Origin of the sequence: Gordoniibacillus kamchatkensis (genome assembly GCF_000829455.1) — a bacterium.
GTDB classification, from domain to species: Bacteria; Bacillota; Bacilli; order Paenibacillales; family NBRC-103111; genus Gordoniibacillus; species Gordoniibacillus kamchatkensis.
Window position 1 is genome coordinate 22522 of record NZ_JXAK01000014.1, and the last position, 16636, is coordinate 39157.

A 16636-nucleotide genomic window follows, 5' to 3' on the forward strand; every position below is an offset into this window, starting at 1 on the left:
TTCTCATCATAGTATGAAAGACAGCCGCAGCATGTCTGGGTTAATGAACCGTGCTTGGATAGGCTTGCAACACGATGACTGCATTATGTCCGCCGAAGCCGAAGGAGTTCGATATGCCAATGTTCAGCTTCGCTTCGCGGGCCGTGTTCGGCACGTAATCCAAATCGCAGACGGGATCCGGCTGCTCCTGGTTTATCGTCGGCGGAATGACGCCATGCTGCAAGCTTTTCACCAGGGCGACGGCTTCCACCGCGCTCGCCGCTCCTAGCAGATGCCCTGTCATCGACTTGTTCGCCGTAACGGGGATGCGGCTGCTGTAATCCCCGAACAGTTTTTTGATCGCCAGCGTCTCTGACCTGTCTCCAACGTCGGTGCTTGTCGCATGAGCGCTGATGACGTCCACGTCTTCCGGCCGAATGCCGGCTTCCAGAAGCGCCGCTTTCATCGCCTGGTAGGCGCCGAGCCCCTCCGGGTGGGTAGCGACCATATGGTAAGCGTCGGAACTGGCGCCATAGCCGATCACTTCCGCATAAATCCGTGCCTCCCGGCGCAAGGCGTGGGACAGCGATTCCAGCACGAGAATGCCGGCCCCTTCGGCCATGACGAACCCGTCGCGCCCCGCATCGAACGGCCGGCTCGCCCGGGCCGGTTCGTCATTGCGGGCGGACAGCGCCGTGGCGTTGCCGAAGCTTGCCAACGATATTTCCGTGATCGCTGCCTCCGCGCCGCCCGCAATAACGACGTCCGCCCCGCCCGCGCGGATGAGACGGAACGCTTCGCCGATCGCCGTATTCCCGATCGAGCATGCCGTTACCGGGGCCAGCGTCGGACCCGTTGTGCCGTACTTGATGCTGATCGCAGCCGCCGCCATATTCGCGATCATCATCGGCACCAGCGTCGGGCTGACCCGCTCCGGACCGCGCTCCAGCAGCACCTTATGCTGATCGAGGAGCGTCCCGACGCCGCCGATTCCCGAGCCGACATACACCCCGACGCGCTCCCGGTCCACCTGCTCAAGCTTGAGACCCGCATGATCCACCGCTTGCTCGGCGGCTGCGAGCGCAAACTGGCAAAACCGGTCCAGCCGCCGCGCTTCCTTGCGCCCGAAACGCGCTTCGGCGTCGAAATCGCGGACAACGCCGGCAATTTTTGCTTTATACCGCGAAGTATCGAAGGCGTCGATGCGCGATATTCCCGATTCCCCGCGTACCAAACGTTGCCAATAGCTCTCCGTATCGTTTCCGAGCGGCGAAATGACGCCCATTCCGGTGACTACAACTTTTTCCATCGTTTGTTCCTCCTTGCAAACAGCTTTTGTTGGAATTATTGTGCCACTCGTTTTATCCTATTACAAGTTGTAGTTTATTATAGTATAATTAATACCAGCATAAGTAAAACTTCTATCCAGCATTTTCGAGGATGAGCGATCGCGTTTTAGCGGAAGTTTTTCATGCCGAATCAGGGAGGTACCCGAGGAAGCTTATACTTTCTTATTCCATAAGACCTAGGGGGAGCTGTCGTTGAATCATCAAACAAGGCTTCAAGCGCTGTCGGCTTTTCTCAAAGCGCAGCGGGCCAAAGTCGCTCCGCACGCCGTCGGATTGCCCACGGGAACGCGCCGCAGAACGCCGGGGCTGCGGCGCGAGGAAGTCGCGCAGCTGGCGGGAGTAAGCGCCACGTGGTACACGTGGCTCGAACAAGGGCGTGACATCAAGGTGTCGGCGTCAGTGCTCGATCGGATCGCGTTAGCTTTGCGGCTGAACGCCGACGAGCGCAAATATTTGTACGCGCTGGCTATGGATACGAGCTACGGGGCCGGACCGCTGAAGGAAGAAATGGCGGAGATCAGCCCGTCTTTGTCGCGAATATTGCAGGAGCTCCGCTTCTGTCCGACCATCATATCCGACCGCAAATGCCGCATCGTCGGCTGGAACCGGGCCGCCTCCCATGTGTTTTTGGACTTCGAACAGATTCCTGCGGAACAGCGCAACATGATCCGGCTCTTGTTTACGCGCAAAGAGTTCAGGCGGCTGGCCGTCAACTGGGAGCATTTTGTCCGGGGATTCCTCTCCATATTTCGCGCCTATTACGGCCAATACGTGGAAGACGAGTGGTACGACCGCTTTCTCGCCGATATGAGGCAGGTTAGCCCAGATTTCAAGGGCCTATGGGAGCAAAGCGAAGTCAGCTCCGCCCCGGAAGTACTGATCGAATTTCGCCATGCCAAAGCCGGCAAAATGCTGTTCCAGCTCACTTCGTTGCAGGTGCAGGGCGATGCCGATTTGCGCTGCAGCATCTATACGCCGGCGCCGAACTCTTCCACCGAGCACAAGCTGCGGCAGCTGATGGAACGGTAGCGGTCCGTTCGGGTGTTGCTATATCTGCAATGCCTCATTGCCTGTAAACCAAGCCATTGCTGCAATAAGGCGGCTCAAGTCCCCCCCGAATTCGGGTCATGGCATGGTCCCGGAAAGGTGCTACTGACCGTTGCATTAAAGCCCGTGTGCGCTAAACAGCGACTTTTCGGACGCTGATCTTGAGCCAAAATGAAAAAACCGGCCCTTAACGCCCCAAAGGTCGCTCCGTACGAATTTTCGTCGCTATGTAGAGTACAATCGGTCCTTGCACCTACATTCCGTCAAATCGGCGCCTAACAGCGCCCCGCTTGGCGCTGTACAGCGAACCTGTTCTTTAAGCAAACCAACCATTGTGTGACTTGAATTCATTCTTTGCCAAAGTTTGAATCATAATTTTGCCGTGAAATTAATCATGTAAATATTTGCTGACCATTTTTTAAGCATTAATTTACCGCCGGTTCTAAATTTGAAGCATTTCATTGTCGCAAGTACTGGATATCATCCGTATTTTTTGTGCTGCATCGCGCAACAAACGGGCAGGTTAGTTTAATAAGTGATGAAACTCTAATACAAACAAGGAGCATTTAGCCTAAGGCATCTGCTCCTTGCATGAGCTGCTTTTTAGAATCGACTACAAATTCCTATCTAACAACACTCCTGTTTGTTCAGCTATGATACGAGGCGGTAAAGGCATTCCATTCCTGAACCACCATTCCACAGCCCCCACGACCGCTGCCGCAAAAAATTGAACAATCACATCTTCACTTAATCCTTGATTTTTTCCTTCGGTTACATCCACTTCAACCTTATACTCTTGGACGATTAAATCAAGGAATCGACTACGAAAAGAAGCTGCACTTTTAGTGTTTAACATTGTTGAAAAGAATAAATGATTGTTTGCAAAATATTCAAACCATACATAATTTCCTTCTGTAAAAGTCATTTCAGAAGCAGATTGGCAGAGTTCCCGGAGATTATTTATATGTTCTTCGATAATCTTATCAAGCAAATCAAATTTATCCGTGTAATGGAGATAAATCGTTCCTCGATTAACATTTGCCCGTTCAGAAATATCCCGGATTGTAATGTCATCGAAGTTTTTTTCTGCCATCAGTTCAAGAACTGCTTTCTTTATTGCTTCTTGAGATTTGAGAACCCTTCTATCCACTTTTGACATTTTATAAATCACCTTTCTTAGATAACCAACAACTGTTGATGATATGTTCAGTAATCCACACATCGCATGAAATTGAAGATTGAAAGTAGTCTGTTTCCGTTTAAAATTATAAACATGAGTTGATTATACAATCAATGCTTAATATGTCAAAGGTAATGGATAATGATGCCTAGCTTCGAGGAGGATTCATAATGGACACTTGGTCGAAAGACGAACTGTACAGGATAACAGATGCTGATGACCTGCACATCTCGCCTTTCCGAGAGGACGGAGAGACCTACGGCACGCCGACTTGGATATGGTCTGTCGTGGTTGACAACGCCCTGTACGTGCGCGCCTACTATGGGCAGAATTCACGTTGGTACCAGGCAGCATTACGGCAGAAGGCAGGGAGGACTACGGTCGCAGGCATGACGAAGGATGTCGCTTTCGAGCCAGTTGACGGACAGATTAACGACCTCATCGACCATGCGTACCGTGCGAAGTACAACGGCAGCCCATATCTCAACTCGATGATCAGCACGCGCGCCCGCTCTGCGACAGTCAAGGTCTGTCAAAAGAATGACATCCTGGTAGAGGCATATTCACCAATTGCACACGGTGCAGTCCTTGATAATGCAGAAGTTAAGGTAATAGCTGATAAGTATGGAGTATCTGTTGCTCAGCTTTGCCTACGTTATGATATCCAGCTTGGTCTTGTAGTAATTCCTAAGACGACAAATCCGGATCACATGAGAAACAATGCAGAGCTTGATTTTGTTATCAGCGATGCAGATATGGAGACTTTGAACAATGTAGAGCACATCCGGAATTATGGTGAGCATAGTTTCTTCCCGGTGTTGGCGGGAAATTAAAGTAAACAGGAGAAATTAAAATGGCAAAACATGAAGAAGTAAAAAATGGCGTTATTTTCCCGGCGGGCGAAAAAAATGAAGCATTTGCACAATATTTTGTGGGGCAAAGTTATCTTAAATCATTAGTAGCTGATCCTAAAGTGAATGTTGGTGTTGGGAATGTAACTTTTGAACCGGGATGCAGAAATAACTGGCATATTCATCGTGATGGATATCAAATTTTATTAGTAACTGGTGGCGAAGGATGGTACCAAGAAGAAGGAAAACCTGCTCAATTCTTAAAAGCCGGTGATGTTATTGTTACCCATGATGGTGTCAAACACTGGCATGGCGCTACAAAAGACAGCTGGTTTGAACATATTGCAATCACTGCAGGTAAACCGGAATGGGTAGAACCGGTATCGGACGAGGAATATAACAAATTAAAATAATAGTTGAGTAAACGAAAAGCCCTTTTATACAGGGCTTTTTCCGCTTTATAATGTGCTCTTCTATAAAAGAGAAGTTATATCGGATAGACCGTTGCCGGATGTCACGGAAAAAACATTGGAGAGTTTTGAATACATTAATCAAATAATCTGTTACGACGAGGTACGTTAGTTCAATACCGTGATAACGAAACGGACCAAAAAGAGCTGCAGCCGCGGCAACTCCAAAGATAATGCCCGGATTTAAAGAGAGGGAAGCATCGACTCTTGCTAAGCGGTTATCATGTTTTTGTGATGTGGCGGCCTTTCGATACTTGCCGCAATCATAAATTGGGCCGTGTAATACGTAACCATAACCCAAAAGTCGGCTAATGGGATTGGATTAACAAACATGTTCCATGCAAGCAATGAATCGGATAAAAAGAACAGAATAGCTCCTGTGATGGCAACCCAGCTTCTGCTGATGACTGCACTCCAGATCATCAAGGAGATCACGATCACGTAAATCAAGATCGGGCCCCACATGCCACCGGCATTTTTAGTAATCATTCCTTCATGCAGACCACGCAATAGAAAAAAGGAATATAACGCGATTGGAATAAGATAAAGCAGATGAACCGCGGAAAACCGCCAACGGGTGATAAAAGCCGAAATGTAAATGAGATGGGCGATCAAGAATGAGAATACTCCGAAAGAGAACCATTCGGTCCCCTGCATCAATAAAAAGGAATCCCCGACAGCCGAAAAGAACAGCCCTGCAATGACCCAATTCCGGTAGGTTCCGACCTCCCTTGCGGCCGTTGAAGCCAGTATAATCATGAGCACGATGGTTCCGGGCTTTAAGATCCAGCGCAAAAGCATGTTTCCGTCCGCTAATGCGAATAAATACCCTAAGCCTGAAACGAGAATAGCTGCAATTAACAATTTTTTATACATGCACATCCCCTTTCTGGATTTTTTTATAATTGAACACTGACCTAGTATAAAAGCTCCAGTTTAAAAGGCGTTTAAATAGATTTATAATTTATTTTTTCGAAAAAAAAGCTTCAACGGCTAACCTCGCGGCATCCGTTATTGCGATTGGACAGTATAGTGCGAAGATGAGGGAATAAGATGCATATCCCAGATGAGTTGGATGGTGCAAGAGTAATTCAACATACATCTAATACACAGCGTCGAATCAATATTGCACAGTCGGAATATTAAACAGTAAGCATTCTGCTGCTTGGTGGAGAAGAAATGCACGCCTTAGAATTCTTTTATAATCAAAAAAAGAGGTAGTGCCGGGACCACCTCTTTACAACTTCCGGCTCGTTGAATAGGCCGGCACTTCCGTCAAACCGTTGCCGTTTGCTTAGAAAGCGACTCTTCCGCCAATATAGCCAGACGCCCGGCCGAGCCGTCCTGCAAATCAGGCGTAAAAACGCTCAGGAACTGACAGGAGCTGTTCTGAACAGGGAAGAGATGTGTCGACAAGTTGAGCAAGCCTGCCCTGGGATGCGCAATCACGCGGGGGTGCTGGCTCTTGCATCCAACTATGTAATTCTCCCACATTGCCGCGAACTCGGTACTGCCTTCCGTCATCTCATTAATAAATTCCGCATACCAGGGATCCTCTATATGTCGGGTATACATGGCTCGGAAATGGCCGAGCAGCGATCCGGCAAGATCTTCCCAGCCAATGAACATCGTCCGGTATGACGGAAGCATGAACATGCGCCAGATCATATTGCGCTCGCGGCTGTCAGCCGTTTCGAAGGAGCCGAAGACGGAGGCAGCCAACTGGTTCCAGGCCAGCACGTTCATTTTCCCGTCAGAAATATATGCCGGACATAACGGCATCTGGTCCAACAAATATTTTAACGAATCCGATACGGCCGGTTGATCGTCGTTCCGATTGTTGGCGATACGAGACGGGCTGGCAAGGAGATAAAGATGTTTACGTTCGTCTCCGTTCAGACGCAACACACGGGCCAGGCTGTCGAGCACCTGATCGGAAACATTGATGTCCCTGCCTTGTTCGAGAGAAGTATACCAAGGCAGCGAGATGCCGGCGAGCGCCGCGACTTCTTCCCGCCTGAGCCCCTTCGTTCTCCGTCGGGTGAAATCGGCATGCTGCAAGCCGGCACTCTGCGGTGTCAACCGCAGCCTGCGGGATCGTAAAAATTGACCTATCTCCAATCGCCGTTGTTCCTCACTCATGTCGGTGTTCACTCCTTTGAGACTGATACTATCAATACTAGATTCGTCAGTTATAGGGTTGGCAATGGTATTGGCAGGGATATGAATAGTAATGCAGTTCTTCTTCAGATCGTCAGGTTGCAGTAAGATGAAGCCATATTCCGTTACACTTCATTTTACCATGTTCAGGGGCCAGGAGGAATAAGCATGAGCATCGCATGCGACCTGGCGCGACCCTCCTCCGGCGCTTTCGTCCATGCGGCTCTGCAGGTCCGCATGCAGGCTGAGGCCTGGCAAGCGGTTCGTCTGTAAGGCACCGATTACCGGGGACCGATTTCGACTAACAATTCTAAACAGGTGGTGTTCGATTTGGACCAGCGTTTGTTTTCCTCCTATCAAGTTAAAGGACTGCAGCTTAAGAATCGCATTGTGATGGCGCCCATGCTCCAAAACTCCGTTACCGCCAAGGACGGCAAGCCGGGCGAGTGGCATTATGTCCATTACCTCAGCAGGGCCATCGGGGGGACCGGCCTGATCATAATGGAAATGACGGATGTGGAACCGGACGGCCGCACTTCGAATTACGACTTGGGGCTATGGTCAGACGAGCATATCCCCGCTTTCGCTAAAATCATCGAAGGGGTTCATTCCCACGGTGCCAAAATCGGGATTCAAATCGCCCACGCCGGCCGCAAGGCTGAGGATGCGGAAGTGCCGGTCGCCCCTTCGGCGATTGCGTTCCCGGGTTCCCGCTACCGGATGCCTCGTGCCATGACGGCCGACGAAATCGAACGGACGGTGCAGCTTTTCGGCGACGCGGCGCGGCGCGCCGTCCAAGCGGGGGTGGACACGATCGAGCTTCACGGGGCTCACGGGTATTTGATTCATCAGTTCCACTCCTTGCTAACCAACAAGCGGGACGATGAATACGGGAAAGATCTGACTCGATTCGGCGTTCAGGTCATAAAGGCCGTGAAAAAAGCGATGCCGGCGGACATGCCGTTATTCTTCCGGATTTCAGCCGTCGAATACGCGGACGGCGGCTATGACATCGACCACGCGATCCGTCTGTGCGAAGCTTACCGGGACGCGGGCGTGGATGTATTCCATGTCAGCTCAGGCGGGGAGGGTCAGCCGGGGCAAAGAAAGCCCGGCAACTATCCGGGCTATCAGGTGCCGTTCGCCCGGAGCATCAAAGAAGCCCTTAACGTCCCCGTCGTTGCGGTGGGAATGTTGGAGGATCCGATGCTGGCCGATGCCGTCATCGGCAACGGGGATGCCGATCTAGTGGCGATAGCCGCGGCATGCTACGAGACCCGTACTGGGCGACGCATGCGGCGATCGCTTTGAAACAAGAGCAGACCAACATTCCGAAGCAATACGTGCGGGCGTATCTGTAATCGAATGAGGTTGGATATGGTACGAAATCGGCGGAGACTCGGCAGAGCTCCGCCTTTTTTGGCAATGGTCGCGAACCGCACCGGTTTGAGGAAAAATAATGGCTTTAAAACACAATTACTTCGCATAATCTTTGGTCCTTTGATGGTTTACAAGTGATCTTCTGCTGGCTTGCTATATGAGATGGTTTTTCTGTATGTGCTTATCTATTTCACGAAATAAGCTTTCTCTTCCCTTACAAGTATAAATAGCGAAGTTCTCGGGATTCTTACTCCTGACTATATTTCTGTACGCGATACTGTGTGTATGTTCGAATATAGAAAATGATATCGGTGCGCCGGACAGGGCCTGCCAAAAAATGAGATATAATTCCGAAAATCACCCCCATTACTAAACTAACGGCACCACTCGTGCATTAAAACTTAAGATATAGAATAAACCTTCCCTATCTAAGCGAAACTATTTGCACAACTGCGCGAACGACGAAGAGAGTTGTATAGACGTTATTTTTAGGGGTGAAGGACTCCTACTCTACTAACTGGCATGATTGCACGATTATAAATTTCGATAAGGTATCGTAAGCTACATTTTGGGGGAAATAATGGATTTGATGCTTAACAGGAAAGAGGAAAAAAAGGGGCTGTAAGATTTTCAATGAAATGGTGGTGGCTAATAGCTGTTGTAATTTGTTGGTCAATTGGATTCGGAATTTTGATAACAGGACTACGTTTAACAAAAGAAAACCATGAGAAGAAAGGTGTGCTTGAGCATTCCGCTAACTTTCCATCGTTGGGTGATTTATCGTTATTAGGATTTATATTCGATATCGTGTCGAGTTTTATTTATGGAGTTTTTATGAAATATAGTCCTTGGTGGCTGGCGAAAACCTTTCTAATTTCACTTGCTTGTTTATTTTTTTATTTGGGTATTTTATCGATAATTAAATTGGTTCATTAAATGTTTTTGAACATAAGGATACGATAGCGTAATCATGCAGACTGCCGCGGCAGTCTGCTTTGTCGTTGAACGATCTGGCAGGATTATGGAATTTTTTAACGAAAAAGGAATCGGAATTGATCTGAGAACCAGCAATGGCGATCATGACTAAGAATTTGAAGGAACTAACCGAATAGCCCCCATATGGCGGCGAGATGTTGCACGTTCTAGCAGGGGCTGCGAGGTACAAAAAAATAAATTTCCTAACGCACGTTAGATTTCACCTGCCAATGGTGTCAATTTAAATAGGGCCAATTCGAAGGTGCTGTACGATATCGTCCAATAATCGCGCGTTCGCCCGTCCGAAGATAATCCCCCTCCTCAAGGAATGTTAGAGAGATAACCCATTCCCTGTGACGAGACTAAAGAAGGTGAGGCGATATTGGCGAGAAGCGGAAGGCGCAGGCAAGGAATGTCGTGAACGCAGAACGGCACGGAAGCGAGACCGGGTACTGAAGACGCAAGTGAAATTTAGTAATTCACAACGAAAAATAGCTAATTAAAAAAGGAGGCTGTAGCATATGCTGAGCAAAAAAACGAATAATGCGGATGTTATCGGTTACTGTTGCATGAGATTTCCGGTCTCGGATTTGAAAAGGTCGGTAGATTTTTATTGCAATGTGTTGGGCTATGAATTGAATTCGGCAGATTTTCAGTTTGGAGAGGCACATGTTGCATTGAAAAATGGAAACGGCCCGGGTATTTTTTTGATGGAAACCAAGCCGGAAGATGTCACCCAATTGAAGTTTGTATTTCCTCGTTCATTCTTTATCACAAGCGGCACGGGGCACGTGACGATGGTTGAGATACTAACGAATGATTTGCTTGCTTTGCATGAACGGATTCAACAAGCTGGAGCCCATATTGATAACGAACCTGTATTTACCAATGATTTCGGTTATTTCACCTTTTACGATCCGGACGGGCACTATATTCGGGCGGTCGAAGAAAGAGGCGTGTATTTCGACTTGAAACGAAGAATGAGTTCAACGCTCAAACGGGATCTGACCGAGCATGAGAATCAATTGCTATGGGGGTTATGTGAAAAAACCAATGTTGAACAGCAAAAGTTTCTCAGCTCCATCATCTCGGAAATTCGAGGTTCTTGAGCAGGAGTCGCAAAACAATCAGGCATACAACCGGAACCGGGCGGAAGCCGGAAGAAGGAACTTACGGGAATGCCGGTGCAAACCTTCCGCCTCGGTTCTTACTTCTGATGTCTTAAAATGGAATCTCAGCAAAAAAGCATTGAGCTACCGGGTACGATAGCTGAACAAGACAGCTGCGGTGGTCTTTACACTGAGAACGAGTTGAATGAACTGAAACGGGAGCTGCGGCTGCGGCTCCCGTTTTATTCGCGATTTGAAGCATTTCTTTGCTTCGGGTTCTTTGCAGTAAATCCTTGCCGTTGCGGCAAAATTATACTTCAAGTGTCTCACATTGCTGTAAGCTGCAATAAAGCCCATGTTCTCTAAACAGAGACGTTGCGGGCACTGATGTTGGGCCAAAATGGATAAATCTGACGTTAGCGCCCCGAAGGTCGATCCGTACGAATTTTCGTCGCTGTTCATGGAATCATCGGTCTCTATACGTTCATTCCGTCAAAGCGGCGCCTAATAGCGCCCTGCATGACGCTGTACAGCGAACGTGTTCGTTATAACTAAACAGATCCCCCCTGCCCCTGCCAAACAGAACAACACCGCCTAATTGGGCCAAATTTGGCCAAAAAAGAAAACGGCGCGCCCTCCACGCTGCGGAGGGCGCGCCGTTTTGCATGAGCGGGGCTATGGCCGATGTCACATGCTTTATCGTTCACGGAAGTGCATGATTTTTTGCGCGTAGCGGACCGCGAGTTCCTCCGCCATTTGCGGCGAATCGGCATTGGCGAACACTTGGAACATCGGCTCTTCGCGATCGGGCAAAATGAGCGTCCACCCTTCGTCGTGGAACACTTTGATGCCGTCGATCAATTCAACTTTTTTCCCCTTCGTTTCTTCCATTAAAAAACGCATCACTTTGCCCTTCTCGTTCCATGGGCATTCCACCTGCTTTTTGAACAGGGCAAATGCCGGAACGGCCTCGATCAGTTGAGACAGCCGCTTGCCCTGCACAGCCATAAGCTGAAGCGTCATGACCAGGCTGTACAGGCCGTCAAAGTGAATGTGCAGCCCCTCGTGCCGGCTGCTCTCCATAAGCGCGCGCGGATCGGCCTTCGTGCGGACGACGCCGCCGGAGACCGCCATGCCTAGCAGCCAGTCGATATCGGGCGCGTTCACCGGCACCGCGAGGGGCGAGTCTTGCTGTTCGAGCTGCGCCATCGTCTGCAGCACGAACAGCATATCTTCGCCAACCGGCTCGCCGCGGTCGGTGACGAGCAGCGCGACTTGGCCGCCCGCGTCGAGGCGCACGCCGAGGTCGGCGCCGTTGCAGCGCACGCAGTCAGCCAGGTCGGCTGCGGCTGCGGAGCGCGCGGACGGCGCGCGCTGAAGCCTGATCGCGCGGCAGCCGAGCGCTTCGAAGATCCGGCTCAGCAGCGCGTCGAACGGCTCGCCGCCGTGCTCGAGCACCACGACATAGCCGAGATCGCGGACGGCGTGCCGTTCCAGCGCCGCAAGCAGCCGGTCGCCGTAAAGCTCGATGGCGCGCTGGCCGGGCTTGCGCCGGCCGAGCCGGTGGGCGGGCATGCGCCGCATGTCCTCCTGGATATACGCATTCTCGATTTTTCGCTCGGCATCGGGGCTAAGCGGGAGGCCTTCCTCGTCCAGAAACTCGATCGCCAGCCGATCCGGCTCTTCATCCGAGAGCCGGCGGACGTGCAGGCCGCCGCGGCACTCCAGCTGCGAGGTGGCAAAACGGGAAACGGCCGACGTAGAAACGCCGAAAGAAACCGTGTGCACCCCCGATGCATGAAGACCGCTCTCCATCGCTCCTGCGATCAGCCGCGCGTAGGGGCTTCCGTCGTGGCCGATGCCGATCAGTTCGCCGGGCTGAAGCACGGATCCGAACGCCAGCGCAAGCCGGTTGGCGAACCCTGTCGTCATGTCGGCGCCGCTGCTGCCGGACACGCCGTGCGTCCCGAACAGCCGTTTGCCGGCCCGATCGCCCCAAATCAGCGACTCGCTTAGCACCGCGTACGATTCGAGCGATTTATACGGCCACACTTTACGCCGGGCTGTACGACGCTTTTGAAGCCGATCCGGCCCGAATCGCCAACGACTGCGCCTTCGCGCACGGCTGCCTGATTGCCGACCGCGGCATTGCGGCACAAAGTAGCTCCGGTCACCTCAGCGCCGCGCCCGATGCTGACGTTGTTCCATAAGACGGCCCGCTCCAGCGAGGCACCCGCTTCAATTCTGCCGCCGGCGCCGACGATGCTGTAAGCGCCGAGGGATACTCCCTCCTCCACGATCGTCCCGGCGCCCAAATAAGCGGGCCCTTCGACGAGCGCGGTGCGGTCCAGCTTCACGCCGTCGCCAATCCATACGCGGGGCATCGCTTCCCTGGCCCGGATATCCGCTTTGACTTTGCCGTCCAGCAAATCGAACTGCGCCTGCCGGTATTGCTCCAGGTTGCCGATGTCGGACCAATATCCTTCGGCGATGTAGCCGTACAGCGGCACATCCTTGCTCATAAGAAGAGGGAACAGATCTTTGCTGAAGTCGAACGGCCCCGACGAATGTACATGCCGAAGCACGGCGGGCTCCAAAATATAAATGCCGGTATTGACCGTATCGCTGAACACTTCTCCCCAGCCCGGCTTTTCCAGAAAACGGATGATCCGCCCCGACTCGTCGGTCATCACCACGCCGAACTCCAAAGGGTGGTCCACCCTGGTCAGAACGAGCGTGGCTGACGAAGCCTGAAGCCTGTGATAAGCGATGGCTCGGGACAAATCGAAGTCGGTCAGCGCGTCGCCGCTGATGACGACAAACGTCTCGTCGAGAAACGTTTCCGCCTGCTTGACGCTCCCGGCCGTTCCGAGCGGAGTTTCCTCCTCGAAATAGTGCAGCTTGACGCCAAAATCCGATCCGTCGCCAAAATAGCCGCGGATGACGTCAGTCAAATACTGCGTCGTTATGACTATTTCCGAAATACCGTGCTCCTTGAGCAAATCGATCGTATATTCCATGACGGGCCGGCCCATCAGCGGCACCATCGGTTTCGGGGTATTGCATGTTAACGGTCGCAGGCGCGTACCTTTTCCTCCTGCCATAATGACAGCCTTCATCCCATCATCCTCCGTTGCATGTTTGCAGTGATTCAGACTTTCAACTCGGCATAGATCCGCTCGGATTGTACTTTCCTGCGGCTGTTCGGCAGACGCTCGTAAGCGTCCGCGGTAAGACTCGCAATGCGCGCCCACCCGAATCGTTCGGCTACCTTGCGCATTGCCTGAGCGGCCATAGCAGCGGCGGACGGTTCGTCCCGCAGCATGCGGATCAGATGATGCGCCAGCGAAGCGCGGTCGCCCGGCAGCACGGTGAATCCGTCGCGCTCGTGATCGACGATTTCCTGCAATCCGCCCGTTCCCGATACGACGAGCGGCGCTCCCGCCGCCATCGCCTCCAGGGCGACGATGCCGAACGGTTCATACAGGCTCGGAAACACGCTGACCGCCGCGCAGCGGTACAGCCGGTTCCGGGTTTCATCGTCGATGTAGCCGGCAAAACGCACCTTGGAGCTGACGCCGAGCGATTCGGCGAGAGCCCGCAGCTCCTCCAGCGCCGGCCCTTTGCCGGCGATGACGAATACGGCCTGCGGGCAATGCTCCAATACGAGCGGCGCGCTCTCGAGCAGCACGTGAGCGCCCTTTTCGCGGACGAGGCGGCCGACGAAAAACACGATCCGCTCGCCCGGCCCGGCAAAAGCCGCCTGCACGGCAGCCCGTTCTTGCTGCGGATCGGCGGGCGCTGCAGGCAGGAAGACCCCGTTCGGAATGACCGTCAATTTGTGCTCCGCGATGCCGAACAGTTCCCTGATTTCCCGTTCCATGTACCGGCTGCAGCCGATTACGAGCTCCGCCTCTTGCGCCAGCTCCCGCTCCTGGGCGTGGATCGACCGCTGCAGGTCGGTATGCAGCCCGTGATTGCGTCCGTGCTCGGTAGCGTGAATCGTCGCGATGAGCGGCAGGCCGCATTCCCGCTTGAGCTGGACCGCCGCTTCGCCGACGAGCCAATCGTGCGCATGCAGCAGATCGAACGGACCGAACCGGCGATTCAACGTGCGGACGTAATCGTACATCGCCAGGTTGAGCTGCATTACCCATTCCATGAACGTCAGCGAGCCCGACTGATACGTGCGCACCCGGTGCACCTGCACCCCGTTCGCCTCTTCGTGAGCCGGCGCACCGTCCGCGTGGCAGGTGACCACATGCACTTCTGTGCCTTGGGCAGCCAGCTCCCGGCTCAGCGCCTCGACGTGGGCGGACAGCCCGCCGACCTTCATCGGCGGAAACTCCCAGGACAGCATGATCACCCTGCGCCCGGTCCGATCCGCGGAAGCCGCGAAAGGAGCGCTTGCCGCTTGCGGCGCAGGCAAGAGCCGTCCGCCTGCGCATCCGCCGTCTGATTGAACCCGCCCGCCTTCCTGCGTACCCGCCGGCTCCTGCTGCGCCGTGCGGAGCGCTGCCTTCCTTGGCGAAGCGGCCGGTTCCTGCTGCGAGCGGAACACGCTATAGTCGGCGCCCGGACAAACGGCGTCCTGCGCCTCCATCTCCGCCAGCTCCGGCTCCCGGAGCGTTCCGTCCGTCACGCCCGGTACAGCCGCTCGAACCGGACGGCATGGCGCTTGAAGCGGCGTACCGCGTATTCGACGGTCGTGCGGCTGTCCATGATGAACGCCCAGTCGCTGCTCTGGGCGAGAAGAAGCTCGCGCACCGCCTGGTTCAGCGCGCGAAGCCGCAGCCCGTCTGCCTCAGGGAAGCGGCCGGCCAGCTCCGCCATCCGTTCTTCCATGAGGTGCAGATGGCGGTACATCCACGCGTTAGGCTCCCCGAGCCACACCTCGCCGTATCCGCCCCGCCCCCAGCTGGAGAACGCCAGCTCCGCGCAGGAGGACTCCGGGTACTCGCGCAAATAATCGGGCGGCGCGAGCAGCCGGATGCCGTCCGGTTCCGCATGCGCCTTGCGGCACAGCGCATCGATCCATTGCGGCCCTTCGTGCCACCAATGTCCGAACAGCTCGGCGTCGTACGACGCCGTCATCAGCGGCTTGCGGCTTAGTCCGCAGGCCGCGAGCCGCTCCGCCTGGCGAATCCGCTCAGCCACGAAATGGTCCGCGTGCGCTGCGGCTTTGGCCGCAGCGCGCTGCACGTCGTACCGTTCTTTTTCCTCGCGTCCGGTAATGCGCCAATATTTGAAGCCGGTATTGTGCCGGACGCCGCTCGGGTGCAAATACGGCCGAATCTCGTCATACGGCAGCTCGAAGCCGACGTCCCGGTAATATTCCCGGTAATCGTAATCGCCGGGATAGCCTTCGAGCGAGCTCCATACTTGGCGGGACGTATCCGGATCCCGCCCGAATGCTTGAGCCCCGTGCGTCGTCATGACCGGAGCGTGCACGCCGCAATCCGGCGCGGGACGGGCGTGAAGCACCGCATGCGTATCCGTGAAAAAATACTCGAAGCCGTATTCCAGGAGCAGCCGGTCCAGCCCTTCGCGGTACCCGCACTCCGGGAGCCAAATGCCGCGGGGCGGTTTGCCGAAATGGCGGATATATTCCCGTACGGCGTTTTCCAGCTGCGCTCGAATGGCCTGCTCCGTCTGCACGTAAGGAAGAAACGCGTGCGTGGCCGAGCACGTGATCAATTCAAGGCCTCCCGCTTCCATCGCCTGACGGAAGCCTTCGATTACATTACTGCCATAATCGGAAACGAACTTGCTGCGGAAGCGGACGAATCGGCTGCGGTACATGTCCGCCAAACCGTTCAGCGCGGCATCGCTGCGGGTACGCTCCAGCTCCAGCTCCGACAAGGCGATCAAACGGTCCAGGTATTCCACATAGGTATGCTGCAAATGCGGCGAAGCAGCATGCCGAGAAGCGTAGGCGACAGCGACATCGTGATGCGGAAACCGATTCCGTCACGAACGAGCCCTTCGAACACCTCCAGTAGCGGCAAGTACGTGTCGGTCAACGCCTCGAACAACCACTGCTCCTCCAGCACCTTCCGGCTTTCCGGATGGTGCACGTAGGGCAAATGCGCGTGGAGCACGAGCGCCACAAATCCTTTTTCCAAACTCGGTTTCC

The 16636-nt window shown here is 53.6% G+C and carries 14 protein-coding genes and 1 pseudogene; 6 read left to right on the forward strand and 9 right to left on the reverse strand.

Translation table 11 applies throughout. From position 1 onward, the window contains the following. Window positions 1-40 precede the first annotated feature (40 nt). Window positions 41-1288: a beta-ketoacyl-ACP synthase II gene (fabF, locus tag SD70_RS09945; RefSeq protein ID WP_041047424.1), complete on the reverse strand. Its 1248-nt coding sequence runs from the start codon at window positions 1286-1288 to the stop codon at window positions 41-43. Between the two features lie 232 nt (window positions 1289-1520). On the opposite strand from fabF, the gene SD70_RS09950 reads away from it, so the two are divergent. Then, entirely contained in the window at window positions 1521-2357 is an 837-nt protein-coding gene (locus SD70_RS09950) for a helix-turn-helix transcriptional regulator (protein ID WP_041047425.1), read from the forward strand. Between the two features lie 631 nt (window positions 2358-2988). Here the strand turns inward: SD70_RS09950 and SD70_RS09955 are convergent. Beyond that, window positions 2989-3534, reverse strand: coding sequence for a TetR/AcrR family transcriptional regulator (locus SD70_RS09955; RefSeq protein WP_041047426.1), 546 nt, complete (start codon window positions 3532-3534; stop codon window positions 2989-2991). Between the two features lie 191 nt (window positions 3535-3725). Between SD70_RS09955 and SD70_RS37855 the strand changes: the two genes are divergently transcribed. Together SD70_RS37855 and SD70_RS09970 are read left to right on the forward strand one after the other, a co-directional pair. Then, window positions 3726-4388, forward strand: a complete 663-nt coding sequence (locus SD70_RS37855) for an aldo/keto reductase (protein ID WP_052487237.1) — start codon at window positions 3726-3728, stop codon at window positions 4386-4388. A gap of 20 nt (window positions 4389-4408) precedes the next feature. Next, on the forward strand, window positions 4409-4819 hold the full coding sequence (locus SD70_RS09970) for a cupin domain-containing protein (RefSeq protein ID WP_041047427.1): 411 nt from the start codon (window positions 4409-4411) through the stop codon (window positions 4817-4819). Between the two features lie 267 nt (window positions 4820-5086). Here the strand turns inward: SD70_RS09970 and SD70_RS09975 are convergent, their stop codons facing one another. Together SD70_RS09975 and SD70_RS09980 are read right to left on the reverse strand one after the other, a co-directional pair. After that, window positions 5087-5752 (reverse strand): lysoplasmalogenase, encoded by a 666-nt coding sequence (locus SD70_RS09975; RefSeq protein ID WP_052487238.1) that lies wholly within the window; start codon window positions 5750-5752, stop codon window positions 5087-5089. 399 nt (window positions 5753-6151) lie between these two features. Next, the gene (locus tag SD70_RS09980) at window positions 6152-7018 is read right to left on the reverse strand and encodes a helix-turn-helix transcriptional regulator (RefSeq protein WP_041047428.1); all 867 of its coding nucleotides are present in this window, start codon (window positions 7016-7018) and stop codon (window positions 6152-6154) included. 411 nt (window positions 7019-7429) lie between these two features. Here SD70_RS09980 and SD70_RS09985 point away from each other — a divergent pair. The 3 genes and pseudogenes from SD70_RS09985 to SD70_RS09990 all read left to right on the forward strand — a co-directional run bounded on the left by SD70_RS09985 (window position 7430) and on the right by SD70_RS09990 (window position 10500). Then, window positions 7430-8397: pseudogene (locus tag SD70_RS09985) on the forward strand (NADH:flavin oxidoreductase/NADH oxidase). A 652-nt stretch (window positions 8398-9049) separates the two neighbouring features. Beyond that, window positions 9050-9352, forward strand: a complete 303-nt coding sequence (locus tag SD70_RS35900) for a hypothetical protein (RefSeq protein ID WP_156157955.1) — start codon at window positions 9050-9052, stop codon at window positions 9350-9352. Window positions 9353-9912: 560 nt separating this feature from the next. Beyond that, the gene (locus tag SD70_RS09990; RefSeq protein WP_041047429.1) at window positions 9913-10500 is read left to right on the forward strand and encodes a VOC family protein; all 588 of its coding nucleotides are present in this window, start codon (window positions 9913-9915) and stop codon (window positions 10498-10500) included. A 696-nt stretch (window positions 10501-11196) separates the two neighbouring features. Here the strand turns inward: SD70_RS09990 and SD70_RS33115 are convergent. From SD70_RS33115 to SD70_RS39195, 5 genes are read right to left on the reverse strand one after another with little or no spacing between them, the layout of a single operon-like run. Further along, on the reverse strand, window positions 11197-12552 hold the full coding sequence (locus SD70_RS33115) for a hypothetical protein (RefSeq protein ID WP_052487240.1): 1356 nt from the start codon (window positions 12550-12552) through the stop codon (window positions 11197-11199). Then, the gene (locus SD70_RS33120) at window positions 12513-13619 is read right to left on the reverse strand and encodes a sugar phosphate nucleotidyltransferase (RefSeq protein ID WP_052487241.1); all 1107 of its coding nucleotides are present in this window, start codon (window positions 13617-13619) and stop codon (window positions 12513-12515) included. The genes SD70_RS33115 and SD70_RS33120 overlap by 40 nt, the downstream gene beginning before the upstream one ends. A gap of 32 nt (window positions 13620-13651) precedes the next feature. Further along, window positions 13652-15142 (reverse strand): glycosyltransferase family 4 protein, encoded by a 1491-nt coding sequence (locus tag SD70_RS36845; RefSeq protein WP_197080979.1) that lies wholly within the window; start codon window positions 15140-15142, stop codon window positions 13652-13654. After that, the gene (locus SD70_RS34695) at window positions 15139-16389 is read right to left on the reverse strand and encodes a glycoside hydrolase family 57 protein (protein WP_197080980.1); all 1251 of its coding nucleotides are present in this window, start codon (window positions 16387-16389) and stop codon (window positions 15139-15141) included. The genes SD70_RS36845 and SD70_RS34695 overlap by 4 nt, the downstream gene beginning before the upstream one ends. After that, a complete protein-coding gene (locus tag SD70_RS39195; RefSeq protein WP_197080981.1) occupies window positions 16368-16625 on the reverse strand; it encodes a hypothetical protein in 258 nt (85 codons plus the stop codon). Before SD70_RS39195 ends, SD70_RS34695 begins: the two co-directional genes overlap by 22 nt. Between the last annotated feature and the right edge of the window lie 11 nt (window positions 16626-16636).